General features: G+C 67.5%; 21 protein-coding genes. 11 read left to right on the top strand and 10 right to left on the bottom strand.

What is annotated here, in order from left to right; translation table 11 throughout:
• Positions 1-60 precede the first annotated feature (60 nt).
• Entirely contained in the window at positions 61-1,119 is a 1,059-nt protein-coding gene (locus V9K99_RS07235) for an acyltransferase family protein (protein ID WP_337323175.1), read from the top strand.
• Here the strand turns inward: V9K99_RS07235 and V9K99_RS07240 are convergent.
• A complete protein-coding gene (locus tag V9K99_RS07240) occupies positions 1,101-1,868 on the bottom strand; it encodes an alpha/beta fold hydrolase (protein WP_337323174.1) in 768 nt (255 codons plus the stop codon). The two genes, V9K99_RS07235 and V9K99_RS07240, sit on opposite strands and share 19 nt — an antisense overlap.
• A gap of 196 nt (positions 1,869-2,064) precedes the next feature.
• On the opposite strand from V9K99_RS07240, the gene V9K99_RS07245 reads away from it, so the two are divergent.
• The 3 genes from V9K99_RS07245 (at position 2,065) to V9K99_RS07255 (ending at position 4,310) form a co-directional block, all read left to right on the top strand.
• Entirely contained in the window at positions 2,065-3,015 is a 951-nt protein-coding gene (locus V9K99_RS07245) for a LysR family transcriptional regulator (RefSeq protein WP_337323173.1), read from the top strand.
• A gap of 248 nt (positions 3,016-3,263) precedes the next feature.
• Positions 3,264-3,431, top strand: coding sequence for a hypothetical protein (locus V9K99_RS07250; protein ID WP_337323172.1), 168 nt, complete (start codon positions 3,264-3,266; stop codon positions 3,429-3,431).
• 123 nt (positions 3,432-3,554) lie between these two features.
• The gene (locus V9K99_RS07255) at positions 3,555-4,310 is read left to right on the top strand and encodes a GntR family transcriptional regulator (protein WP_337323171.1); all 756 of its coding nucleotides are present in this window, start codon (positions 3,555-3,557) and stop codon (positions 4,308-4,310) included.
• A gap of 611 nt (positions 4,311-4,921) precedes the next feature.
• On the opposite strand, the gene V9K99_RS07260 is transcribed toward V9K99_RS07255, so the two are convergent.
• The 5 genes from V9K99_RS07260 to V9K99_RS07280 all read right to left on the bottom strand — a co-directional run bounded on the left by V9K99_RS07260 (position 4,922) and on the right by V9K99_RS07280 (position 12,214).
• A complete protein-coding gene (locus V9K99_RS07260) occupies positions 4,922-5,455 on the bottom strand; it encodes a hypothetical protein (protein ID WP_337323170.1) in 534 nt (177 codons plus the stop codon).
• Between the two features lies 1 nt (position 5,456).
• On the bottom strand, positions 5,457-6,956 hold the full coding sequence (locus V9K99_RS07265; protein WP_337323169.1) for an Nramp family divalent metal transporter: 1,500 nt from the start codon (positions 6,954-6,956) through the stop codon (positions 5,457-5,459).
• 97 nt (positions 6,957-7,053) lie between these two features.
• Positions 7,054-9,195: an acetate--CoA ligase family protein gene (locus V9K99_RS07270; RefSeq protein ID WP_337323168.1), complete on the bottom strand. Its 2,142-nt coding sequence runs from the start codon at positions 9,193-9,195 to the stop codon at positions 7,054-7,056.
• 54 nt (positions 9,196-9,249) lie between these two features.
• The gene (frc, locus tag V9K99_RS07275; RefSeq protein WP_337323167.1) at positions 9,250-10,476 is read right to left on the bottom strand and encodes a formyl-CoA transferase; all 1,227 of its coding nucleotides are present in this window, start codon (positions 10,474-10,476) and stop codon (positions 9,250-9,252) included.
• 13 nt (positions 10,477-10,489) lie between these two features.
• Complete coding sequence (locus V9K99_RS07280; RefSeq protein ID WP_337323166.1) at positions 10,490-12,214, bottom strand: thiamine pyrophosphate-binding protein; 1,725 nt, start codon at positions 12,212-12,214, stop codon at positions 10,490-10,492.
• 141 nt (positions 12,215-12,355) lie between these two features.
• On the opposite strand from V9K99_RS07280, the gene V9K99_RS07285 reads away from it, so the two are divergent.
• Positions 12,356-12,634 (top strand): hypothetical protein, encoded by a 279-nt coding sequence (locus V9K99_RS07285; protein WP_337323165.1) that lies wholly within the window; start codon positions 12,356-12,358, stop codon positions 12,632-12,634.
• Here V9K99_RS07285 and V9K99_RS07290 read toward each other — a convergent pair.
• Together V9K99_RS07290 and V9K99_RS07295 are read right to left on the bottom strand one after the other, a co-directional pair.
• Positions 12,565-13,107 (bottom strand): hypothetical protein, encoded by a 543-nt coding sequence (locus V9K99_RS07290; RefSeq protein WP_337323164.1) that lies wholly within the window; start codon positions 13,105-13,107, stop codon positions 12,565-12,567. The two genes, V9K99_RS07285 and V9K99_RS07290, sit on opposite strands and share 70 nt — an antisense overlap.
• A gap of 47 nt (positions 13,108-13,154) precedes the next feature.
• Complete coding sequence (locus V9K99_RS07295; RefSeq protein ID WP_337323163.1) at positions 13,155-14,537, bottom strand: OFA family MFS transporter; 1,383 nt, start codon at positions 14,535-14,537, stop codon at positions 13,155-13,157.
• A 151-nt stretch (positions 14,538-14,688) separates the two neighbouring features.
• Here V9K99_RS07295 and sucC point away from each other — a divergent pair, with 151 nt between their 5' ends.
• Positions 14,689-15,840: an ADP-forming succinate--CoA ligase subunit beta gene (sucC, locus tag V9K99_RS07300; RefSeq protein ID WP_337323162.1), complete on the top strand. Its 1,152-nt coding sequence runs from the start codon at positions 14,689-14,691 to the stop codon at positions 15,838-15,840.
• A 10-nt stretch (positions 15,841-15,850) separates the two neighbouring features.
• Complete coding sequence (gene sucD, locus V9K99_RS07305; RefSeq protein WP_337323161.1) at positions 15,851-16,735, top strand: succinate--CoA ligase subunit alpha; 885 nt, start codon at positions 15,851-15,853, stop codon at positions 16,733-16,735.
• Positions 16,736-16,738: 3 nt separating this feature from the next.
• On the opposite strand, the gene V9K99_RS07310 is transcribed toward sucD, so the two are convergent.
• Entirely contained in the window at positions 16,739-17,773 is a 1,035-nt protein-coding gene (locus tag V9K99_RS07310; RefSeq protein WP_337323160.1) for a LacI family DNA-binding transcriptional regulator, read from the bottom strand.
• A 129-nt stretch (positions 17,774-17,902) separates the two neighbouring features.
• Here V9K99_RS07310 and V9K99_RS07315 point away from each other — a divergent pair, with 129 nt between their 5' ends.
• From V9K99_RS07315 to V9K99_RS07330, 4 genes are all read left to right on the top strand, one after another.
• On the top strand, positions 17,903-18,832 hold the full coding sequence (locus V9K99_RS07315; protein WP_337323159.1) for a carbohydrate ABC transporter permease: 930 nt from the start codon (positions 17,903-17,905) through the stop codon (positions 18,830-18,832).
• Positions 18,833-19,058: 226 nt separating this feature from the next.
• Positions 19,059-19,865 (top strand): carbohydrate ABC transporter permease, encoded by an 807-nt coding sequence (locus V9K99_RS07320; RefSeq protein ID WP_337323395.1) that lies wholly within the window; start codon positions 19,059-19,061, stop codon positions 19,863-19,865.
• Positions 19,862-21,226 carry an ABC transporter substrate-binding protein gene (locus V9K99_RS07325; RefSeq protein WP_337336375.1) on the top strand — a complete coding sequence of 455 codons (1,365 nt, stop codon included), beginning with the start codon at positions 19,862-19,864 and terminating at the stop codon, positions 21,224-21,226. Before V9K99_RS07320 ends, V9K99_RS07325 begins: the two co-directional genes overlap by 4 nt.
• Positions 21,227-21,297: 71 nt before the next feature.
• A complete protein-coding gene (locus tag V9K99_RS07330) occupies positions 21,298-23,046 on the top strand; it encodes a glycoside hydrolase family 35 protein (protein WP_337323157.1) in 1,749 nt (582 codons plus the stop codon).
• A 218-nt stretch (positions 23,047-23,264) separates the two neighbouring features.
• On the opposite strand, the gene V9K99_RS07335 is transcribed toward V9K99_RS07330, so the two are convergent.
• On the bottom strand, positions 23,265-24,269 hold the full coding sequence (locus V9K99_RS07335) for a 2-dehydropantoate 2-reductase (protein WP_337323156.1): 1,005 nt from the start codon (positions 24,267-24,269) through the stop codon (positions 23,265-23,267).
• Between the last annotated feature and the right edge of the window lie 233 nt (positions 24,270-24,502).

The following is a 24,502-nucleotide window of genomic DNA, read 5'->3' on the forward strand; positions in this document are numbered from 1 at the left end:
GCTGACGATCACGCAGCCCGAAGAGGGTCTAGTGGTTCTGCGCAGACGGAAGGACAGGTTGTGGAACCACGTGCATCGGGTCGGCTGTACGAAGTCGATCTTCTGAGGATCATCGCCGCGGTTTCGGTGATGGCGTATCACTACCTGTTCTCCGCGTACGCGGGCGGGCTCGCGCCCATGCACTTTCCGCACGCCGACGTGATCGCGCGCTACGGCTACCTCGGGGTCGACCTGTTCTTCACGATCAGCGGGTTCGTCGTGTTGCTGAGCGCGTGGGACCGGACGCCGCGGTCCTTCGTCGTATCCCGGGCCGTCCGGCTCTATCCGGCGTACTGGATCGCCGTCACCCTGACCACCGTCGTCTCGATCACGCTGAGCCAAGGCCGGTTCCCCGTCTCCATCCCGCAGTACCTGGCCAACCTGACGATGTTCAACTCGGTGCCGAACATCGAGAACGTCGACGTCGTCTACTGGACGCTGTGGGCCGAGTTGCGGTTCTACGCGATGATCCTGGTCCTCACCTGGATCGGCATCACCCGCCGCCGCGTCACCGGGTTCCTCTGGGCCTGGCTCGCCGCGACGTTCGTGTTCCAGACCGGCCTGTTGCCGCACGCAACCGACCTGGTCCTGAACACCCAGTTCTCGCACTACTTCATCGCCGGGATGGCGCTCTGCCTGGTCCATCGGTACGGCGCGAAACCGCAGTACCTGCTCATCGTCGCGCTCGCACTGGGCAACGCGATCTACCGCGGCATCGGCTTCGCGGACCGGGTCGGCATCCGGTACGGCACCGAGATCCACCGCCCGGTCGTGGTCGCCGTCATCGTGCTGATCTTCGCGGTCATGCTCGCGGTCGCGCTGAAACTCACGCAGCGCCTGGGCAGGCCGTGGTTCGCCGTCCTCGGCGCGCTCACCTACCCGCTCTACCTGATCCACGCACACATCGGCGTCATCGTCTTCGAGCGGCTCGGCGACCAGGTGAACCATGTCCTCCTGGTCGCCGCCACGATGATCGTGATGGTCGCCGCAGCCGCCGCGCTGCACCGCTGGGTCGAACGGCCGCTCGCGCCGCGCCTCAAACGCGTCCTGTCCGGAACGCGTCAGCTCGCGATGAAGTAGCGCGTCAGGACCGCCGCCAGCGTCTCCGGCGGGAGCGTGTGGAACGTCCCGTCATGCCCTTCCACCTGTCCGTTCGGCAATGCGGCCGCGGTCTCCCGCACCGCCCGCTGCATCCACTCCGGACTGGCGTTGCTGTACAGCGCCAACACCGGAGCCGAGACAGACGACAGCAGGTCCACGGGTACGGCGCTGTCCCGCATCTGCAGGCCGTCGTACACGAGGGTCGGCGCCATCGCCTCCAGACCGGCCCACATCGGCGTCTCCCGGATCTGGTCGACCATCTCCTTCGGCTGCCCGACCGCCTCCACCATGAACAGCTCCGCCGCACCGCCTGGGTTGCCGACGTCGACGTACTCCTGCAGCCGCTCGAGGTACCGCTCCGGTGCCGGCGGCGCGCCCTCGACCCGGAACGGCGGTTCCATGATCGCCAGCTTCTCGAACGGTAGCCCGGCCTGCAGCAGCACCATCACACCGGACGAGAACGCGCAGGCGAACCGCGCACCGGTCGCCGAGCGCACCGCGTTCAGGTCCTCCCACTCCCGCTCGACCGCGTACGGCGGGGTGTCGCCGGAATCACCGCGGCCGCGCCGGTCGTAGTTGACCACTGTGAACGCGGTGGACAGCGCCTCGGCGTACGGAGCGAAGAACGACCGGTCGGTGAACGCCCCGGCGATGAGCACGAGCCCTGGCCCGCTGCCTGCCGCGTCGTACGCGATCTCGGTGCCGTCCTTCGAGACAACCTTGTCCATCACCCAGCTCCTTACTCAAGGGATTCCCTGCCCAACCGTCGAACAGGAGCCGCGGGAATAGACCACCTTGGAATGTGATCCACATCACACGACACGAGCGCGGTCCCCGAGACCTACCGACACCCGATCGCTGTCACTACAGTTGGATTATGTATACAGACGACTGGTATGCGGTCCACAACGAGGCCGGGTTCTGATGCTGCTCCGGCAGCTGGAGTACCTCGTCGCGCTGGCCCGGGAGAAGCACTTCGCCCGCGCCGCCGACGCGTGCTACGTGTCCCAGCCGTCGCTGTCCGCCGCGATCCGCAAGCTCGAGCAGGAGCTCGACGTACCGATCGTCCGCCGCGGGCGCCGGTTCGAGGGTCTCACGCCCGAGGGTGAGCGGGTCCTGCTCTGGGCCCAGCGGATCCTGGCCGAGCAGGACGCGCTGCGGCACGAGCTGTCGGTGATGCGCGGCGGCCTGACCGGAACGCTGCGGCTCGGCGCGATCCCGACCGCGATGCCCGTCGTCTCGCTGCTCACCACCCCGTTCTGCGAACGGCACACGAACGCGCGGGTCACCATCGAATCGCTGTCGTCGCGCGACATCACCCAGAAGCTGGCCGAGTTCGACCTGGACGTCGCGATGACCTACCTCGACGACGACACGCTCGGCCAGGTCCGCAAGACCCCGTTGTACGAGGAGCGCTATCTGCTGCTCACCCCACAACATTCCGAGCTCGCCGAGTTGCCGGTGGCAACCTGGGCGCAGGTCGCCGAGCTACCGCTCTGCCTGCTCTCCCCCGACATGCGCAATCGCCGGATCATGAACGGCTACTTCACCGACGACGGTGTCACCGCTTCGCCGGCGATCGAGAGCGACACGGTCTCCGGCCTCTACAGCCACCTCCATGGCAATCACTGGTCGACGGTGATCTCGCACGCGTGGCTGCACATGTTCGGGGTACCTGAGGGTATGCGCGTCGTACCGCTGAAGAGTCCGGCACACGGCCCGCGAGTCGGTCTGGTGATCGCGGCGCGCAGCCCCGAGCCGGTGCTGGCTCGCGCGCTCCTCGACGTCGCCCGGCAGGCTGGCGTCCACGACGCGTTGGACGAGCTGCTCGACGTACACCTGATGGGCTCGGGCTATTCCGCGCAGCTCAACTGATAGAGCGGCCCTATCGCGAGATAGCAAGCAAGTCTTTGACCGTCGGGCCGTTCCGCGGCGACTGTGGAGATGCCAGCCCACATCAGGAAGCCCGTGTAACCGGGATCACGCCCGGGGTAACCGGGATCACGTGAGACGAGGGCATAACCGGTGAGTACGGCTGGTTGAATGTATACAGAAGCCAGTATTTCCCGGATCACCCGATCCGGGAACGGAGAGTCTCCGGACGGTTCCGGAGCGGAAAGGCAATGATGATCTTCACCCGTAGGTTCGGTGCTCTGGCGGCTCGCCCGCAGTTCCCGGATGCCCCGGAACTGCAGCAGGAGCTCGACCTGGATGTCGAGCTCGCCCGGCTCACCGCCGAGGCCCAGCTCACCGATGAGAGCCGGCGCCAGGCCGACGAGACCGCCGCCTGACCCCGACGCACTGAATCCAGCGCCGGATTCAGCGCTGAAAAAATATGTTCGGTCATGGCACTTGGTAGACTGTCTACCAAGTGCCATCCTGATCTCTTCAGTGCTTGTTCTGGGAAGGACCTCATGACGACCATCAGCGCGGGTGCCACCGATCCGGTCTCCCCTGGCGTCCGGCACGTCAAGCGGCCGACGCCGTTGCGTGAGTCCGTCTACGAGGCCCTGACCGAGATGATCATCGACGGCACCCTCGAGCGTGGCCGGCACCTGGTCGAGGTCGAGCTGGCCGGCATGCTGGGCGTGTCCCGGCAGCCGGTCCGCGAGGCCCTCCAGCGGCTCAACAACGAGGGCTGGGTGGACCTGCGGCCGGGCTTCGGCGCGATGGTGCACGTGCCCGCCGAAGATGAGGTCGACCAGTTGCTGGCGGCCCGTGCGGCGCTGGAGTCGGAGTCCGCGCGGCTCGCGGCCCGGCACGCGACGAAAGAGGACGTGGCAACGCTCCGCGAGCTGTGCAAGGTCGGTACGGCGTACCACGAGGCCGGCGACATCGACGGCGCGGTCCGGACGAACGGCGAGCTGCACAGCCTGATCACGCAGATGTCCGGCAACAGGTTCCTGGTGGACTTCGCCGCCCAGGTGGATCGCCGGGTCCGGTGGTACTACACCCCGGTCGCGCCGGTGCGTGGTGCGGCGTCCTGGCGGGAGCACAACCGGCTGGTCAAGGCGATCAGCGAGGGTGACGAGGACAAGGCCGCGCAGACCATGCGCGAGCACACCGAGCACACCCGCAAGGCCTACCACGACCTCCAGGCCGGCACCGCCACCCCGGACCCCACACCCGACCCGGCCCCCCGCCCGCGCCGCCGCCGTACGACGACCTGACACCAGCCCCTCCCTGCACCGAACGCATTCGAGGGGATACCCGCCTCTTCTGCCGTATGTGTGGGTGGATCGAGCGTGCCCGGGGTGACCCGGCACGGTGACCTGAGACAGGAGAGGTTGTCAACGGTGACCTGGGACAGGAAGTAGCAGGTCACCGCCCATCAGTTCCTGCGCTATCCCCACGGCACCCTCAACGGCCCCCTCGATGCCCAGCACCAGTCGCGCGTTCCGGTGCGTGTACCGACGAACGGGTAGTGCACCCCGCTACGACGTACGCGCGGGCACCATCCCCCGCTCAGCTGCACTACCAGGCACCTGACCACTACCCGTCGATCGGTACGCCGCCGCACCTGGCGACCACCACGTCACCGGCCACCCCCACTGCCGACTCCCAGCCCCCGGGGACTGGCGTGCGGCGAGCGGAGCCTCATGTCAGGGGGTTGCCCATCAAGGTGGAGGGTTGCCCACTCAAATTCTGAGTGGGCAACCCTCCTACTGAACGGGCCACCCCTGTGCTGGTGGCCTTCCCGCGGACTGGTGGCGCCAGCCCGCGCCCGGTGCGGACAGATCACCCACACATCAAGCAGGAGAGCCAGATATCCCCTTGAATGTCAGGCCAGCTTCTTCTTGCGGCCGCGGCCGGTGGCGGCTTTGCGGGCCTCCAGGGCGGCGGCCAGGTGGACGTACTGCTGGACCGTCCGTTGGGCGTACTCGTTGCGGTCCAGGATGCGTGGCCACCAGTGCCGGCCGACCTGCTCGTGCATCCAGAGGAAGCCGATCGCGAATCCCATGCTCACCAGGGCACGGAACGCGAGGAACTTCCACGGTTCGGCCGGCAGCCCCGGGTTCCCGGTGATGGACCACTCGGTGGCCACTGCGTGCACCATGAGTGCCAGCGGGAAGCCGATCACCCAGTAGACCGCGGCCGGTGCGAACACCCCGGCCGGGATCTTGCCCGTTGCCAGCAGGACCGCGTACCCGGCGCCGAACAGCACCAGTGGTACGCCGAGCGCCAGGCCACTGACGATCGCCCAGCCGGCCGGTTGACCGACCACCGCACCCAGGGCACCGGCGACCACACCGCCGGCCACCCCGACCGAGGCGGCCGGGACCGAGAACTCCGCGAGCTGCTTCAGATCGGCCATCTCAACCCACGACCACACCGAAGCGAACCAGGCTGTAGAACAGCAGGCCGAGGTAGAACACCGCGCCGAACCCGATGATGAGGTTGCGCACCGGTCCGGGCCGGATCGGCTTGGGCAGCAGCATGTTGTTCACCAGGAGCAACACGACACAGTACGCGCCCATCGCGAACGTGGACAGGAAGGCGAGGATGTCCAGGATGCCCGCCGGACCGTCGGCCGGCCCGAACAGCAGGATCAGGATGCCGAAGGTGATCACACCCCAGAGGAATCCGGCGTACAGCCTCGACATCGAGACCCGCTTGGCTCCCGGGACGAAGTAGTACGTCATGTCCGCCTGACCGCGGGAGAACGAGTCGAACAGACCGAGGGTCGCGTTCAGCCCGATCAGTGCGATGAAGCCGAAGAACAGCGAGCCGAGGATCGGGCCGCCGGCCGAGGCGAACGCGTCGGACATCGCCTTCAGCGCCGCTTCCCGGTCACCGCCTTCGATCAGCCCCGCCACGTCCGGGTTCGTCCGGGCCGCCGACATGGCCAGCACCGTGAACGAGACCGTGACCAGCATGGTGATGCCCCAGAAGAGCAGCAGCGCGTCGAACGTCACCCACTTGCGCCAGCCCTTCCACTTCTGCATCTCGGCCGGGTCGTCGGTGTCGAACATGAAGCCCCGCGACGGCATCGACTCGGCCTCGTTGGCCGCTCGCAGACCGCGGACCTTCGGGATGTGCGCACCCATCCCGGCCCCGCTGTCGCGCAGCTGCAGGGTGTACCACATCTGCTGCATCCCGGACGGTCCGGCGAACGCGATCGAACCGACCACGATCGGGAACCAGGCCTCGGACAGCGCCTTGTCCGGGAAGTACCCGAACGCGAACATGCCCGACAGCGTGCTGGCCAGGTCGTTCCAGCTGCCCACGATCGCCGCGATCACCGACGTACCGACGACCAGCAGGCCGATCAGCAGGCCGAGCAGCTTCTCGAGGAAGTTGTAGATGACCGAGAGCATGCTGAACAGCACACCGACGAAGATCAGCGCGACACAGGCGGACACCTGCCAAGGTATGCCGCTGACCTCCTCGAACGCGGCGGCCCCGGCCGACAGGTGGCCGGGCCACATATAGATCAGGATCGCCGCGACATAGAAGAACCACATCAACGGTTTGAAGATCCGGGCCGCGCCGAAGAAGATGCTCTCTCCGGTCGCCATCGCATAGCGGGCCATCTCCAGCAGGACGAAGGCCTGCAGCGTGACACCGACCATGAACAGCCAGCGGATGTCCGGCCCGAACACCAGGACGAGCCGGGGCCACATGTAGGACTCACCCATACCGACGCCCAGCGCGACCAGGAAGACGGTCGGACCGAGGATGTGGATCGAGGGCGGAGCGTCCGGAAGCTTCCGGATCGGCATCGGTTCGAGCCGGCCCGCGCGCCAGACCCGCTCGGTCGCGGCCGCCGCGGCGGGCTCTTCGGGTACTTCTGAGGTCTTGCTCGTGACGTCCAAGGCGGACTCCTTAGATCGACGCCAGCTGCTGACTTACGGCTCCCCCGTGCATTCCCCCCGGACCAAACGCATCACCGGCTTCCTTTCGACGGACGACCTAACCAAGAGGCCCGGCGTTGCGGGCCCAGCGATATTTGGCACCGAGCACCTGGACCGGTGTCTCGGTGGTGTACGGGTAGGCGACCACACCGTGGTCGAACAGGTACTGGCTGGCTTCCTCGACCTCGACGTCACCCGACAGCGAGGCGACCACCGGCTTGTCGATGCCCTTGGCGCGGTACTCCTCGACCACCTCGGCGACCAGCTTCGCGAACACCATCGGCGGTGTCACGATCGTGTGCCAGTAACCCAGGATCAAGGCATGGATCCGATCGTCGGAAAGGCCGAGGGCAATCGTGTTCCGGTACGTCGACGGTGGCTCGCCGCCGGTGATGTCGACCGGGTTGCCGGAGGCACCGAACGGCGGGATGAACTTCTTGAACGCCTCGTCCAGATCGGCCGGCATCGACATCAACTGCAGGCCGTTGTCGACACACGCATCCGACAGCAGTACGCCGGAACCGCCGGCGCCGGTGATGATGACGACGTTCTCACCCTTCGGCCTCGGCAGCAGCGGGATGCCGCGGGCGTACTGGAGCATCTCGTTCAGCCCCGGCGCCCGGACCACACCGCTCTGCCGGAGGATGTCGTCGTACACCTTGTCGTTGCCGGCCAGGGCGCCGGTGTGCGAGCTGGCCGCCCGCGCGCCCATGTCGGTGCGGCCGGCCTTCAGGACGACGACCGGCTTCTGCTTCGACACCCGGGCCGCCGTCTCGGCGAACGCCCGGCCGTCCTTCAGGTCCTCCAGGTGCATGGCGATCAGGTTGGTGTTGTCGTCGTTCTCGAAGAACGTCAGGAGGTCATCCTCGTCGATGTCGGCCTTGTTGCCTACCCCAACGATCGCGGAGACGCCCATCCGGCTGGACCGGCTGAAGCCGAGGATCGCCATCCCGATGCCTCCGCTCTGTGACGACAACGCCACACTGCCGCGAACGTCGTACGGCGTGCAGAACGTCGCGCAGAGGCTCTCCGGCAGGTAGTAGTAGCCGTAGATGTTCGGCCCGAGAATGCGCACGTTGTGTTTGCGGGCGATCGCGACGACCTCGTCCTGCAGTTCCTGCTCACCGGTCTCGGCGAACCCGGACGGGATCAGGATCGCCCCGGCCACGCCCTTCTCGCCACACTGCTCGAGTGCGCCGCCGACGAACTTGGCCGGTACGGCGAACACCGCGACGTCGACGTCACCCGGGACATCGGTGATCGACGGGAACGCCTTCAGCCCGAGGACCTCACCGCCCTTCGGGTTGATCGGGTAGATGTCGCCCTGGTAGCCGCCGTTGACCAGGTTCTTCATCACCGAGTTGCCGATCTTGCCGGTCTCGTTCGAGGCCCCGATCACCGCGACCGCGCGCGGTTTCATGATCCGGGTCATCGCGGTCAGGATCTCCTCCTGGCTGTACCGCTCGACCGGCTTGCCGGCCTCGGCGTCCACGATGATCCGGAAGTCGACCGCGGTGGCGCCGTCCGGCCCGGCCAGCACCGGGTTCAGGTCCACCTCGGCGAACTGCGGGAAGTCGGTGACCAGGTCGGACAGCCGCATGATCAGGTCGGCCACGGCGTCCTTGTCCACCGGCTTGGCGCCGCGGACGCCGTTCAGCATCTCGTGCGCGCCGATCCCGTCGATCATCGAGCGGGCCTCGTCGGCCGACAGCGGGGCCAGCCGGAAGGTGACGTCCTTCAGTACCTCGACCAGGACGCCACCCAGCCCGAACGCGACCACCTTGCCGAACGTCTGGTCGGTGACCGCGCCGACGATGACCTCCTGCACGTCACCGCCGGTGACCAGCATCTTCTGCACCTGGACGCCGGTGATGTCGGCATCAGCTTTGTAGGCCTTCGCATTGTCGACAATCTTCGTGAAGGCCTGCTTCGCGGCGTCCGCGGAATCCACGCCGACCACGACACCGCCGGCGTCGGTCTTGTGCAGGATGTCCGGCGAGACGATCTTCAGCACGACGGGGAAGCCGATCTCGGCCGCGAGACCGGCCGCTCCCTCGGCAGTCGTGGCCAGCCCCTCACCCGGCGTCGGGATGCCGTACGCGTCCGCGACCTGCTTGGCCTCGGGTGCGCTCAGTGAGGTGCGGCCGTCCGCCAGAGCCTGGTCGAGGATGGTCTGGACTGCTGCCTTGTCATAGGTCATGCCATGAGCTCCTTATGCGCGGTAGGTACCGTCAGGTGCAGGAAGAGAGCGACGTCAGACGACGCCGGCTGCTTTGAGTTCCTCGAGCTCAGCGGTGTCGATACCGAGCCCGCCGTACACGACGGAGTTGTGCTCGCCGAGGCCCGGTGAGGTCTCGACCTGGACCGGGGAGTCGGACAGCTTGATCGGGCAGCCGACGGTCTTGAAGCTGCCGCGCTGCGGGTGCTTCACCTCGACCACGGCACCGAGCTCGGCCAGCGTCTCGTCCTCGATCAGTTCCCGGGTGGACATGATCGGCCCGCACGGCACGTTCAGTGCGTTGAGCTTGTCCATCACCTCAAACTTGGTGTGCTGCTCGGTCCACTGCTCGATCAGCGCGAACATCTTGTCCAGCTTGTCGAGCCGGGCGGCCGGGGTGGCCCAGTCCGGGTCGTCGGCCAGCTCGGGCTTGCCGATCAGGTTCGCGATCGGGGCCCAGCCGGGCGGCTGGACGATCACGTAGATGTAGTCATTCGGACCGCCGGGTGCACACCGCAGCGCCCAGCCGGGCTGGCCGCCGCCAGAAGCGTTCCCGGACCGCGGCACCTCGTCGCCGAAGTGCTCGTTCGGGTACTCGGGCAGCGGGCCGTGAGCCAGTCGCTGCTGGTCGCGCAGCTTGACCCGGGTCAGGTTGAGTACGGCCTCCTGCATCGCCACCGTGACCCGCTGGCCCGAACCGGTGTTGGTTCGCTGGTAGAGCGCCGCCAGGATGCCGGCGACCAAGTGGATCCCGGTGCCGGAGTCACCGATCTGGGCGCCGGTCGCGGTTGGCGGTCCGTCCTCGAATCCCGTCGTACTCATTGCGCCGCCCATCGCCTGGGCGACCACCTCGTACGCCTTGAAGTCCTCGTAGCGACCGGGGCCGAAGCCTTTGATGGAAGCGAAGATGAGACGAGGGTTGATCAGCTGCAGCCGCTCCCAGGTGAAGCCCATCCGGTCGATCGCGCCGGGGGCGAAGTTCTCCACCAGGACGTCGACGTCCTTCACCAGGTCGGTGAAGATCTCCTTGCCGCGGTCGGACTTCATGTTCAGCGTGATGCTGCGCTTGTTGCAGTTCAGCATGGTGAAGTAGAGGCTGTCGACGTCCGGTACATCGCGCAGCTGCTGGCGGGTGATGTCACCGGTGGGTGCCTCGAGCTTGATCACGTCGGCACCGAGCCAGGCGAGGATCTGGGTACAGGACGGACCGGACTGCACATGGGTCATGTCGAGTACGCGGACACCTTCGAGGGCCTTGGTCATGCGGGTCCTCCTGCTACTTGTACATGGTCTGGTTCATGGTTCCGGGGGCATACGCGTCCGGGTCGACCCAGACGTTGATCAGTGACGGCAGGCCGGACTCGCGGGCGCGCTGCATGGCCGGCCCGATGTCCTTGGGGTCGCGAACCTCCTCGCCGTACCCGCCGAGCATCCGGGCGAACTCGTCGTACTTGACGTCGCCGAGGGTGTTACCGACGCGGCCGCGGTCATGGCCGTACTTCGCTTCCTGGCCGTACCGGATCTGGTTCATCGACGAGTTGTTGCCGATGACGCCGACGAACGGGAGCTTGAAGCGGACCAGGGTCTCGAAGTCCCAGCCGGTCATCGAGAAGGCGCCGTCACCGAACAGCGCGACGACCTCCTTGTCGGGCCGCGCGTACTTCGCCGCGAGGACGAACGGGATGCCGACCCCCAGGGTGCCGAGCGGGCCCGGGTCCATCCAGTGGCCGGGCGACTTCGGCTGTACGACGCCGCCGGAGAAGGTGACGATGTCACCGCCGTCGCCGATGTAGATCGAGTCCTCGGTGAGGAACTCGTTGATCTCGTGCGCGAGCCGCAGTGGGTGGATCGGGTTCGCGTCGGACAGCTGCCGCGGCAGCCGCTTCTGGTACGCCGCCTCCTCCTCCGCGCGCAGCTCCTTGAACCACGCCTTGCGGTCGCTCTTCGCGATCCGGCCCGAGGCGGCCTGCGTGACCGCGGCCAGGATCGCGCCCGGGTCGCCGACCAGGCCGAGGTCGACGTCGCGGTTCTTGCCGACGGTGCGATAGTCCATGTCGATCTGGACCACGGTCGCCGCCTTCGGCAGCCGGCGGCCGTAGCCCATCCGGAAGTCGAACGGCGTCCCGACGATCACGATCAGGTCGGCGTTGTTGAACCCGTACCGGCGGGACAGGTGGAAGTGGTGCGGGTCGCCGGGCGGCAGCGTGCCACGCGCCGCGCCGTTCATGAACGCCGGTACGTCGAGGGCCCGGACGAACTCGGTCGCCGCCTCGCTGCCGCGCGACGTCCAGACCTGGCCGCCGAGCAGGACGACCGGCTTCTCGGCCCGGACCAGCAGGTCGGCCAGCGCCTCGACAGCCGCCGGGTCGCCGATGCTCTTGGTCGAGGCCCGGTAGTGGCCGGCCTCGGGGACCGTCGCCGAGTCGACCGGGACCGAGCTGTCCAGGATGTCGCGCGGGATCTCCAGGAACGACGGGCCGAGCGCACCGTTGTAGCACTCGCGGAACGCCATCGACACCATGTCGGCGGCGCGCGCGGTGTGCGGCACGGTCGCGGCGAACTTGGTGATCGGCGTCATCATGTCGACGTGCGGCAGGTCCTGCAGGGACCCCATCTTGTGCTGGTTCAGCGCGCCCTGGCCGCCGATCAGCAGCATCGGGCTCTCCGCGCGGAAGGCGTTCGCGACACCGGTGACGGCGTTCGTCGTCCCGGGGCCGGCGGTGACGACCGCACACCCGGGCTTGCCGGTGATGCGTGCGTAGCCGTCGGCCGCGTGCGCGGCGACCTGCTCGTGCCGGACGTCGACGACCGCGATCCCCTCGTCCACACAGCCGTCGTAGATGTCGATGATGTGACCGCCACAGAGGGTGAAGATCACGTCGACCCCCTCAGCCTTCAAGGCCTTTGCGACCAAGTGACCACCTGAGATGGTCGCCGGCTGTGACGCGTCGGGCTCCTTGACGTCTGCGACTGGTTGGGTCTCCGACACTGTCTGCGCCATCTGCAGTCATCTCCTCGGAAGGGCCGGGGTGCGCCAAATGAATGAAGCACTGAAGTGTGGTAGATTGCATACCGTATGGTGTAGTCGTAGTCTTATCGCACACCATGGGGGTTGTCCAGAGTTCGAAGCCAGGGAGCTGCGATGACGATTCACGAGGATCTCGATCGGACCCGTCAAGCCGTTCAGGCACTGGAGAAATCCCTGCTGGCGTTGAGGAATCAGCTCGGTCCGCATCTCGACGTACTGCGGCTGATGGACGATCTCGACCGGTGCGCGACGGACCTGCACCGACTCGAGCAGCAGGTCCGTGCTCCTCGTCGGCACGAACTAGTAGTGATCCCGGACGGCGACTACGACCACGGTTTCTGGGCCGATGTCGAGCACGAGGGCCTGGGAGCGCCCGACCGGCGGGCACCATGAGCAGCCAGGCATTGTTTGAGTAACTGCCTCAGGCGTACGTCGCGGTCGCCGTTCGAACCACGGGCGGTGACCGCGACCGCTTCCGCGGCCTGTTCGGTCGCGACGAAGGTCCGGTAGAACGGCTCGCTCCAGCCGACCCGGCCGAGGAGCGGCAGCCACCAGCGTGCCGCTCCCCCGGGCTCGTCGCGACCAGTCATCAAGTGGATCGCGGTCTGATGAGCCCTCGCCAACCGCACCCGCTCGTCCTTCGTCATCTCGCCGCCGGCCAGCGCGGTCGAGACACACAACGCGACCAGGCGGGCGGACGGTTCGAACCCGGGCCGCGCGGTGCCGATGAAGCTCGACGCCAGCGGCAGCAGGGCCCGGCGACCGACTGAACTGCTGTGATCGTGAACCGCCCTGGCCACCGCACTCAACGTCGGATGCACGCTGGTCGGGCGATCCGTCCAGGGTTCACGAGCCAGTTTCGACACCAGCTCCATCACACAGGGATCGGGCCGCGCGACCCTGCCGTAGCCGCTCACTCGCCCGAGCCCGAGCCGGCGACCGGCGTGCCCAATTGCGGGCGGACCGGTAGCGCAGGTCGCCCAGGCTGCTTCAGGAACCGCACAGTCAACGCAGTCAGTACGCCGAGCAGGCCAGCACCGAGGAACAACGGCCGATAGCCGACCACAGCCACCAGTGAAGCCGCCACCCCGATCCCGACGACTCCACCGGCAGCCTTGGCCGAGTACAGGATCGCCTGGTTTTGCAGCAGGCTGTTCTCACCGAAGAACTCCAGCACCAGGTTCGCCATGATCGCGTAGAAGGCGCCACCACCGAGCCCGGCGAACATCGCACACAACACGAACGCCCAGCCCGCACCGGCCTCACCGGCGATGACCAGCCCCACATGGGTGAACCCCTCGACCATCAGTACGGCGGCCAACACCCGACGCCGGCCGAATTGGTCCGACAGATGCCCGGCCAGCGACCGGCCAAGACCGTTGACCGCGGCAAGCATTCCGGCCGCGAACCCGGCCACCGCGACCCCCAGCTCAGCGGTGACGGCATAGCTCACGACGAACGCGATGCCGAACAGAGACAGCGCCGTACTCAACGCCAAGGTCAGCCACATCAACGGCAGCGCGCCGGTCCGCATCGCCTCAGCCGGCCGGTAATGCCGGACCGCCGGCGCGTTGTGCGGGATGCTCCGATTCAGCTTCCGGTCGATCGCCCACGACTGCGCGTCGATCTCGGCCGGCCACCAATGCCGCGGCGGATCCTTCAGCAGCCCACCCGCCGTCAGTACGACGAGTACGGCGACGAGCGCGGTCAGATCGAACACCAGCCGACGCCCACCAGGCGAGTCGACGATGGTCAGCAACGCGATACTCGGTACGGCGCCGATCGCGAACCCACCGGTGACGAATCCGATCGTCGCGGTCCGCCGATCCGGGAACCACCGGGCCGACGTGGTGATGCACGCGGCGTACACGAGACCCGCGCCCGTGCCACCGATCAAGGCGTAGCCGAGGACGACGGTGACGTAGCCGTCCGCGTGCGCGAGGGTGGTGAGACCGATGGCGGCCAGCACACCTCCGAGGACGACGAGTTGCGTCGGTGTGGCACGTCGTACCCGATGAGCCCAGGCGGCCGGGATCGCCACGAGTGCTTGGCAGGCGACGAAGACGGCGAGCAGCCACATCGTCCGGGCCGCACCCCAACCGCGATCCGCGTCGAGGCCGAGAGCCGCCGTACCGAAGGAGTACTGCAGCGGACTGATGGCGACCATGCAGGCCCAGGCGGCCCACAGTTGCCAGCGTCGCGGGTGCCCGGTCAGGTCACGGGCATCTTCGCCGATCCGGTAGCGGCGACCGTAGACGTCGCGCACGTCCCGGGGCGGTGGAGTCGCGTGGTTCATCTCCGGCCTCCTGACTACTGCATACCGTATGGAACCTTGGTACTCCTCCGGCGTACGGCTGTCCAGACCCGGTGTGTTGCGGTTGGGCTCTTGTGAAGCGGAATGCATACAGCATACAGTCGCCGATAACCCCGATGAGGAGGCTGCTGCCGTGGACCTGATGGAGTACCAAGCCAAGGAGTTGTTCGCCCGGCACGGCGTCCCGGTGACGCTCGGCCGGGTGATCGAGGACCCGGCCGACGCCGCCGCGGCCGCCGAGGATCTGGGCGGCCGGGTGGTGGTGAAGGCGCAGGTGAAGACCGGCGGCCGCGGCAAGGCCGGCGGCGTGAAGCTGGCCCAGTCCCCCGCCGATGCGGTCGGCAGAGTGCGCGAGATCCTCGGCATGGACATCAAGGGCCACACCGTCCGCCGCGTGCTGCTCGCGCCGGCCGCCGACATCGCCGAGGAGTACTACTTCTCCTTCCTGGTCGACCGAGCCAACCGCGACTACCTCTGCATCGCCAGCACCGAGGGCGGTGTCGAGATCGAGGAGGTCGCGCACACCAACCCGGACGCGATCGCCAAGATCGCGATCGATCCGGCCGTCGGCGTGGACGAGGCCAAGGCCGCCGAGATCGTCGCGGCCGCGGGCTTCCCGGCCGGCGCGGAGGACGTCGTACGGAAGCTGTGGGACGTGTTCATCGCCGAGGATGCGTCCCTGGTCGAGGTGAACCCGCTGGTCAAGCTGGGCGACGGGTCACTCGAGGCCCTCGACGGCAAGGTGACTCTCGACGAGAACGCGTCGTACCGGCACTCCGACCATGCCGGCTTCGAGGACAAGGCGGCCGCGGATCCGCTCGAGGCCGCGGCGCAGGAGAAGGGCCTGAACTACGTCAAGCTGGACGGCTCGGTCGGCATCATCGGCAACGGCGCCGGCCTGGTCATGTCGACGCTCGACGTGGTCGCGTACGCGGGGCAGGAGTACGGCGTGCAGCCGGCCAACTTCCTCGACATCGGCGGCGGCGCCTCGGCCGAGGTGATGGCCAACGGCTTGGGCATCATCCTCAGCGACGCGCAGGTGCGCAGTGTGTTCGTGAACGTGTTCGGCGGCATCACCGCGTGCGACGCGGTGTCGAACGGGATCGTGCAGGCGCTCGCCGTACTCGGTGACAAGGCCGACAAGCCGCTGGTGGTCCGGCTGGACGGCAACAACGTCGAGGAAGGCCGCCGGATCCTTGCCCAGGCCAACCATCCGCTGGTGACCGTGGTGGACACGATGGACGGCGCCGCCGCCCGTGCCGCCGAGCTGGCAGCCCAGAACTGAGAGGTGCGACATGGCGATCTTCCTGACCGAGCAGAGCCGGGTCATCGTGCAGGGCATGACCGGGTCCGAAGGACAGAAGCACACCAGCCGGATGCTTGCCGCTGGCACCAATATCGTCGGCGGCGTGACCCCGGGCAAGGGCGGCCAGTCGGTCGACTTCGCCAAGCGGTCGATCCCGGTCTACGGATCCTGTGCCGACGCGGTGAAGTCGGCCGGCGCCGACGTGTCGGTGGTGTTCGTACCGCCGCGGTTCACCAAGGGCGCGGTGATCGAGGCCGTCGACGCGGGTGTTCCCCTGGTCGTGGTGATCACCGAGGGCGTACCGGTCCACGACACCGCTGCGTTCTTCGCGCACGCCCAGGCGGCCGGCACCCGGGTCATCGGCCCGAACTGCCCGGGCATCATCAGCCCGGGGCGCGCCAACGCGGGCATCATCCCGGCCGATATCGCGGGTCCCGGCCGGATCGGATTGGTGTCGAAGTCGGGCACGCTGACCTACCAGATGATGTACGAACTGCGCGACTTCGGGTTCTCCACCGCGATCGGGATCGGCGGCGACCCGATCATCGGGACCACGCACATCGACGCGTTGCAGGCGTTCCAGGACGACCCGGACACCGACGCGGTCGTGATGATCGGCGAGATCGGTGGTGACGCCGAGGAGCGGGCGGCCGCGTTCATCAAGGCGAACGTGACCAAGCCGGTCGTCGGCTACGTGGCCGGGTTCACCGCGCCCGAGGGCAAGACGATGGGTCACGCGGGCGCGATCGTGTCCGGTTCCTCCGGGACAGCAGCAGCAAAACAAGAAGCCCTCGAGGCCGTCGGCGTACGCGTGGGCAAGACCCCGTCGGAGACGGCCCAACTGATGCGCGCGGTGATGGCTGTCGCCGTCTGACCGTCAGCTCTTGCGCGGCGGCGCCGTACTGCTTCTGACCACGAGTTTGGTGGGTACGGCGACCGGGTCGTGGTGGTGTTCGCCGGCTTGGATCTCGCGGATGAGGGCGTCGACGCTGAGCCGGCCGACGTCGGCGAAGTTCTGCCGGATCGTGGTCAGCGGCGGCCAGAAGTGGGCGGCTTCCTCCATGTCGTCGAAGCCGACCACGCTGATGTCGCCCGGCACCGCGCGGCCCACCTCGTGCAACGCGCGCAGGAGCCCGAGCGCCATCTGGTCGTTCGCGGCGAACACCGCGGTGACGTCCGGGTTCGCGGCCAGGCGGCGGCCGGCTACGTACCCGGATCCGGGTGACCAGTCGCCGTCCTGCACCGGTGGGACCTCACACCCCCGCTGCATCAGCGTCCGCTCCCAGGAGCGCCGGCGCCGGTCCGCGGCGAACGACGTCGGCGGGCCGCCCAGGTGCCAGACCGTCTCGTGCCCGAGATCCAGCAGATGCTCGGTGGCGAGACGGGCGCCCTGGGCCTGATTGGTGTCGACTATCGGGTAGTCGTAATGGGCGCTGGAGTCGACCACGACGACCGGCAGTCCCTCGGGCAGCGCTACGCCGGCCTCGTCCAGGGTGTGCGCCTCGATCAGGATGATCACACCGTCGACCGCCTGCTCCCCCAGCCGGCTGAAGGCGTTCGTCACCGCGCGCTGGTTGACGTCCAGGACCGGCAGCAGGTTGATCGCGTAGCCGCTGATGGTGGCCGCCGCGGCGACCGCGTCGAGGGTGCGCGTCGTACCGAAGCTGGAGAGCTCGAAGACGATCACGCCGATGCTGCGGAACTGCCCGTTGCGCAACGCCCGGGCGGCGCTGTTCGGCCGGTAGCCGAGCTCGCGCATGGCGGCCTGGACCCGGTCCCGGGTGGCCGAGTCCACGTTGTGCCGTTCGTTCGCGACGCGGGACACCGTCTGCCCGGACACCCCGGCCAGCCGGGCGACGTCCGCCATGGACGGGCCGCGCCGCCGCCGTACCGGCGTCTCCTCCGTTGACATCGGGTCCTCCTCGCTTGTGTCCGCAGTGTAGACATGTTGACGTAAACACGCTACCGTCACGCCGACGATGTTGACGTCAACATCGGGCGCGTCGGGTGACGCGGGAAGCGAGAGGAGGTCGACGGGCAGATGGCGGAGTCCGTGGCCCAAGGTCAACTCAGCAAGGCGGCCGGCTCCCCTCGGCGGCGAGGGGTGCACAAGGACGCGAAGGGGTGGGTCTTCGTCGGCCCGTTCCTGGCCGTGTTCGCGCTCACCTTCCTGGCCCCGATCGGGTACGCGATCTATCTGAGCCTGTTCCGCGAGCAGGCGTTCTTCGGCGGCAACGTGTTCGTCGGCCTGGACAACTACGCCGACGCGATCCAGGACTCGAAGTTCTGGGACTCCTTCGGCCGGGTCCTGGTGTTCCTGATCGTCCAGGTGCCGGTGATGCTGATCCTGGCGCTGCTGGCCGCGCTGGCGATCGACAGTCTCCGGCTGCACGCGGCCGGCTTCTTCCGGATCGTGATCTTCCTCCCGTACGCCGTACCGGGTGTGGTCGCGGTGCTGATGTGGGGCTACATCTACGGCAACAACTTCGGCCTGGCCGCCGACCTGAACGAGTTGTTCGGTACGACGTCCATCCAGCCGCTGAGCGGCACCTGGATGCTGCCGTCGATCGCCAACATCGTCACCTGGGAGTTCGTCGGCTACAACATGCTGATCTTCTACTCGGCGTTGCGCACGGTTCCTGGTGAGCTGTACGAGGCGGCCGCGATCGACGGGGCCGGGACGTTCCGGACCATCCGGGCGGTGAAGCTGCCGGCGCTGCGCGGCGCGATCGTGATCGCCACCATCTTTTCGATCATCGGCAGTTTCCAGCTGTTCAACGAGCCGAACATCCTGCGCACGCTGGCGCCGAACGTGATCACCACGTACTACACGCCGAACATGTACGCCTACAACCTGTCCTTCGCCGGCCAGCAGTTCAACTACTCCGCCACGATCGCGATCGTGATGGGCGTCATCACCGCGATCATCGCGTACGTCGTCCAACTCCGCGGCTCCCGGGAGGCACTGTGACTCTGCTTTTGGCCGGGCCTTCGGCGCCGGCAGGGTCATGGGGCCTTGGCTCCCAGCCTTCCCTCGTCACTTCAGTCGCTTCGCTCCCTGCGCTCCTCAGTCCAGGCCGGGAGGCCCCATGACCACGACAGCTGAAGCACCCCGCGTCGCGAGCACGACGCGGGCCGCGAAGAAGACCCGGACGTCGCCGTTGCGGCCGAAGCGGTCGCCGCTGCTGACCGGGGTGATGGTCCTCTACCTGATCTACACCCTGGTTCCGCTGCTCTGGTTGCTGATCAGCGCGACCAAGACGCAGAACGACCTGCTCTCCAGCCCGGGCCTGTGGTTCGGCAAGAGCTTCGCGTTGTTCACCAACATCAAGGACACGCTGACCTACAACGACGGCATCTTCCTGCGCTGGCTCGGCAACACGGTGCTGTACGTCGTCGTCGGTGCCGGCGGTGCGACGCTGCTCGCCACCGCGGCCGGCTACGGCCTGGCGAAGTACAAGTTCGCCGGCCGGCGCGCGGTGTTCGCGGTGCTCCTGGGTGCGGTCGCCGTACCGGGGACGGCGCTCGCGGTGCCGACGTTCCTGATGTTCTCGAACCTCGGCCTGACCAACACCGTGTGGGCGATCATCATCCCGTCTTTGGTCAGCCCGTTCGGCCTGTACTTGATGTGGGTCTACGCGACCGACGCCGTACCGGTGGAACTGCTCGAGGCGGCCCGGATCGACGGGGCCGGCGAGGTCCGGATCTTCTTCACCGTCGCGCTGCGACTGCTTGCCCCCGGCATCGTCACCACCCTGCTGTTCGCGGTGGTGTCGACCTGGAACAACTACTTCCTCCCGCTGATCATGCTCAGCAAACCCAACCTCTACCCACTCACGGTCGGGCTCACCCAGTGGAGCAACCAAGCGACCGGCGTGGGTGCCCGCCCCATCTACAACCTGGTGATCACCGGATCGTTGCTGACGATCGTGCCCCTGGTGGTCGCCTTCCTCCTTCTTCAGCGGTTCTGGCAGTCGGGCCTCTCCGCAGGGAGTGTCAAGTGAAAGGGAACACCATGAAGGCACATCGGCGCATCCGGCACCTGGTGGTTGCCGGGGCCGCTCTCACGGCCCTCGCGGTCGTGGCCGCGTGCGGCGGATCGGACAGCTCCGCCGGCAGCAGCGGCAGCGCGACCACGGGCTCCGTCGACGCGGTCGACGCCGCGCTCAAGGCGGGCGGGACGATCACCTACTGGAGCTGGACCCCGTCGGCCGAGGCTCAGGTCGCGGCGTTCCAGAAGCAGTACCCGAACGTCAAGGTGAACCTGGTCAACGCCGGTACCGGCAACGACCACTACACCAAGCTGCAGAACGCGATCAAGGCCGGTTCAGGTGCGCCGGACGTCGCGCAGATCGAGTACCAGGCGCTGCCGCAGTTCGCGCTGCCCGGCTCGCTGGTCGACCTGAACCAGTACGGCTTCAGCCAGTACGAGTCCGCCTACACGGCCTCGACCTGGGCCGCCGTCCACGCCGGCAGCGGTCTCTACGGTCTGCCGCAGGACTCCGGACCGATGGCGCTGTTCTACAACAAGGAGGTCTTCGACAAGTACGGGATCGCCGTACCGAAGACCTGGGACGAGTACATCGCCGCGGCGAAGAAGCTGCACGCGGCCAACCCGAAGTCCTACATCACCAACGACTCCGGTGACGCCGGCTTCACCACCAGCATGATCTGGCAGGCCGGCGGTCAGCCGTTCAAGACCGACGGCAAGAACATCACCATCAACCTGCAGGACGACGGCTCCAAGAAGTGGACCTCGACCTGGAACCAGCTGGTCGAGGGCGGCCTGGTCTCGCAGATCCCCGGCTGGACCGACGAGTGGTTCAAGGCCCTCGGCGACGGCACCATCGCCACCCTGCCTACCGGCGCCTGGATGCCGGGTGTGATGGAGGCTTCGGTCAAGGCCGGCGCTGGCAAGTGGGCGGTTGCCCCGATGCCGACGTACGACGGCCAGCCGGCGACCGCGGAGAACGGCGGCAGCACCGAGTCCGTGCTGAAGCAGAGCGCCAACCCGGCGCTGGCCGCGGCGTTCGTCCGGTGGCTGAACCACGACGAGGGCGTCAAGCCGTTCCTGGCCAGCGGCGGCTTCCCGGCCACCACGGCGGACCTGAAGGACCCGGCCTTCGTCGACAAGGCGAGCGCCTACTTCGGCGGGCAGAAGATCAACCAGGTGCTCACCGGTGCGGCCGACTCGGTCGTCAAGGGCTGGAGCTACCTGCCGTACGAGCTGTACGCCAACAGCATCTACGGTGACACGGTTGGTAAGTCGTACCAGTCCAAGTCCGATCTGAACACCGGCCTGAAGGCCTGGCAGGACGCTCTGGTTGCCTACGGCAACCAGCAGGGTTTCCAGGTCAACGGCTAGTACTCCACACGCTGGCAGCGGCCGGGATCCGGCCCGGCCGCTGCCATCTTTCTTGTCTTGAAAAGAGTGAGATGACCGAGTTCGCGATCGGTGAGTCCGACTTCCTGCTCGACGGAAAGCCCTTCCGGATCCTGTCCGGCGCGCTGCATTACTTCCGGATGCACCCGGACACCTGGGCGGACCGGATCGAGAAGGCCCGCTTGATGGGCCTCAACACCATCGAGACCTACGTGCCGTGGAACGCCCACAGCCCACAGCCGGGTGTCTTCGACACCTCCGGCATGCTCGACCTCGAGCGTTTCCTCCGGGAGATCGCGGACGCCGGCCTGTACGCGATCGTCCGCCCGGGTCCGTACATCTGCGCCGAGTGGGACAACGGCGGCCTCCCGGCCTGGCTGTTCCGTACGCCGGGGATGGGCGTCCGCCGCTACGAACCGCAGTTCATGGCGGCCGTTCGCGAATATCTGGAGCAGGTACTGCGGATCCTCACGCCGCTTCAGGTGGACCAGGGCGGACCGGTGCTGCTGGTCCAGGTCGAGAACGAGTACGGCGCTTTCGCCGACGACCAGACTTATCTGAAGTCAGTGGCCGAGATCATCCGTGGCGCCGGAATCACGGTGCCGCTGGTGACGGTCGATCAGCCGGTCGACGCGATGCTCGCGGCCGGCGGACTGGACGGCGTACTGCGGACCGGGTCCTTCGGATCGCGGGCCGATGAGCGGCTGGCGACGCTGCGGAAGCATCAGCCGACCGGGCCGCTGATGTGCATGGAGTTCTGGGACGGCTGGTTCGACCACTGGGGCGGACCGCACCACACGACCAGTGTCGCCGAGGCTGCCGCCGAGCTGGACGCGCTGCTCGCGGCGGGTGCGTCGGTGAACATCTACATGGTCCACGGCGGCACGAACTTCGGGCTGACCAGTGGGGCCAACGACAAGGGCGTCTACCGGCCGACCATCACGTCGTACGACTATGACGCCCCCTTGGACGAGGCGGGGAACCCGACAGCGAAGTTCCACGCCTTCCGGGAGGTCATCTCCCGGTACGCGCCGGTCCCCGACGTTGTCCCGGCGTCGGGGGCGGCGGCGCCGGAGACCTCCGCAGCGCTGGGCTCGCCGATCCGGCTGCTCGCGGACCCGTCGGCCTGGGGTGTGTCCTCGCAGCACGAGGTCATGCCGACGCTCGACTCGCTGGATGCGCGCCTGGCTGTCTTCGCCACCTCGATCGACGTCGACGGTCCGGCGCTGCTGAGTGTCGACGAGGTGCGGGACCGGGCGTACGTGTTCCTCGACGGCGATCCGATCGGCGTCCTCGATCGGGAACGGCACGATCGGGCGCTAATGGTGCCGCGTGGACGCGGTCGGCTCGAGATAGTCGTCGAGGATCAGGGCCGGGTCAACTACGGGAAGCGCATCGGCGAGCCCAAGGGCTTGATCGGCCCGGTCCAGCTCGGCGCCGTGGAGCTGACCGACTGGTCTGCCTGCGCGATCGACCTCGATGGCGTACCGCAGCTGTGGGACTCCGTGGGCCTGACGCCGGATGCCCCTGGTGTCGGACCCACGGCATGGCGGGCCGGATTCGACGTCGCCGAGCCGGTCGACCACTTCCTCTCCACCGTTGCCTGGGGCAAGGGCCTCGCCTGGGTCAACGGCTTCTGCCTCGGCCGCTACTGGCGCCGCGGTCCGCAGGAGACGCTCTACGTGCCGGGTCCGGTACTGCGACCGGGCCGCAACGAACTCGTCGTACTGGAACTCGACGTAATGGCCGACCCGGTCGCCCACTTCGTCGCCGAGTTGTCCCTAGGCCCGCGCGAGCTCTAACCCCGCCACTGAAGCCACCGTGCCCACCTCCCCACCCCGCCACTGAAGCCACCGTGCTCACGATCATCGAGTGTGACGACTTTGCTGCTGGCAAGCGCGTTCCAACCACCGACTTATTTCACTCGATGAGGTGAGGGCCCTAGGGCACGGTGGCTTCACTGGCGAGTCAGGGTGGAACAGGTGGGTCCGACGTCGCTGTGGTCGGACCCACCTGGCTTTTATGAGGGCGCCGGCGCTGGGGTCGGCGCGTGGGCCATGCCGACCTTGGTGGCCAGCAGGTCGGCGACTGCGTGGACGGCGCGCAGGGTCGGGGCCGGCGTACCGGTCAGGTCGGCCAGTTCGACGACGGCGGCGAGGATCACGTCGAGCTCGAGCGGCTTGTCCTTCTCCAGGTCCTGGAGCATGGACGTCTTGTGCTCGCCGACCCGTTCGGCGCCGTTGATCCGCTTGTCCACCGAGATGTCCGGATGGCAGCCGAGTGCGGCCGCGATCTCCAGCGACTCCTCCATCATCAGCCGGACCATCGCCCGGGTGCCCTCGTGAGTGGCGATCTCCACCATCGTCGCCCGGGCCAGGGCACTGATCGGGTTGAACGCCGCGTTGCCGAGGAGCTTGATCCAGATGTCCTTGCGGATGTCCTCCTCCACCGGGCACTTCAGCCCGCCGGCGATCATCGCCTCGCTGAAGGCCACACACCGGTCCGAGATGCCGCCGGCCGGCTCGCCGATCGAGAAGCGGGTGCCTTCCAGATGGCGTACGACGCCCGGTCCCTCGAGCTCGGTCGAGCAGTACACGACACAGCCGACGGCCCGGTCGAGCCGCAGCACCTCGGTCACCGACCCGCCGGGGTCGACCGACTCGATCCGGCGGCCCTCGTACGGGCCCTTGAGACCGTGGAAATACCACCACGGGATGCCGTTCTGCGCCGCGACGACGACGGTCTCGTCGTGCAGCAACGGCTGGATCAACGGGCCGGCGGTGGCATAGGAGTTGGCCTTCAATCCCAGGAAGACGTAGTCGACCGGGCCGACCTCGGCCGGGTCGTCGGTGGCCGGCGTACGGGCCTCGAAATCGCCGCGCGGACTGAGGACCTGGACGCCGCCGGAGCGGATCGCGTCCAGATGGGCGCCGCGGGCGATCAGGTGGACCTCGGTGCCGCCGCGGTGCAGGGCCGCGCCGACGTAGGCACCGATCGCACCGGCGCCGAGAACAGCTACCTTCATGTGTCCCACCTTCCGGAGGGGCTTGGTATACGGGATACAGTAGGCGGGAGCCTGAATGCGGTCAAGATCACACTCTCGGCAAGCGCTCGCCAGTTTCCGGACACGCGACGACACAGCGTGGTGACGAGTGGTTGATGGTCTGCTGAGCGTGCTAGGGTCTTCGTGGTTGCAGTTTTTGCAGTTCCACGTTCGTTGCGAAGCGCCCGCGGATTGTAATCCGCCGGGCGTTTTCT

It is taken from the genome of Kribbella sp. CCNWLW201 (assembly GCF_037203805.1).
In the GTDB taxonomy this organism is placed as follows: Bacteria; Actinomycetota; Actinomycetes; order Propionibacteriales; family Kribbellaceae; genus Kribbella.

Coding starts and splice junctions, on each gene's coding strand:
- V9K99_RS07315 (WP_337323159.1), top strand. CDS start 17,903: ATGGCGGAGTCCGTGGCCCAAGGTCAACTCAGCAAGGCGGCCGGCTCC.
- V9K99_RS07295 (WP_337323163.1), bottom strand. CDS start 14,537: ATGAACCACGCGACTCCACCGCCCCGGGACGTGCGCGACGTCTACGGT.
- V9K99_RS07250 (WP_337323172.1), top strand. CDS start 3,264: ATGATGATCTTCACCCGTAGGTTCGGTGCTCTGGCGGCTCGCCCGCAG.
- V9K99_RS07330 (WP_337323157.1), top strand. CDS start 21,298: ATGACCGAGTTCGCGATCGGTGAGTCCGACTTCCTGCTCGACGGAAAG.
- sucD (WP_337323161.1), top strand. CDS start 15,851: ATGGCGATCTTCCTGACCGAGCAGAGCCGGGTCATCGTGCAGGGCATG.
- V9K99_RS07245 (WP_337323173.1), top strand. CDS start 2,065: ATGCTGCTCCGGCAGCTGGAGTACCTCGTCGCGCTGGCCCGGGAGAAG.
- V9K99_RS07260 (WP_337323170.1), bottom strand. CDS start 5,455: ATGGCCGATCTGAAGCAGCTCGCGGAGTTCTCGGTCCCGGCCGCCTCG.
- V9K99_RS07270 (WP_337323168.1), bottom strand. CDS start 9,195: ATGACCTATGACAAGGCAGCAGTCCAGACCATCCTCGACCAGGCTCTG.
- V9K99_RS07310 (WP_337323160.1), bottom strand. CDS start 17,773: ATGTCAACGGAGGAGACGCCGGTACGGCGGCGGCGCGGCCCGTCCATG.
- V9K99_RS07280 (WP_337323166.1), bottom strand. CDS start 12,214: ATGGCGCAGACAGTGTCGGAGACCCAACCAGTCGCAGACGTCAAGGAG.
- V9K99_RS07335 (WP_337323156.1), bottom strand. CDS start 24,269: ATGAAGGTAGCTGTTCTCGGCGCCGGTGCGATCGGTGCCTACGTCGGC.
- V9K99_RS07320 (WP_337323395.1), top strand. CDS start 19,059: ATGGTCCTCTACCTGATCTACACCCTGGTTCCGCTGCTCTGGTTGCTG.
- V9K99_RS07285 (WP_337323165.1), top strand. CDS start 12,356: ATGACGATTCACGAGGATCTCGATCGGACCCGTCAAGCCGTTCAGGCA.
- V9K99_RS07255 (WP_337323171.1), top strand. CDS start 3,555: ATGACGACCATCAGCGCGGGTGCCACCGATCCGGTCTCCCCTGGCGTC.
- frc (WP_337323167.1), bottom strand. CDS start 10,476: ATGACCAAGGCCCTCGAAGGTGTCCGCGTACTCGACATGACCCATGTG.
- V9K99_RS07240 (WP_337323174.1), bottom strand. CDS start 1,868: ATGGACAAGGTTGTCTCGAAGGACGGCACCGAGATCGCGTACGACGCG.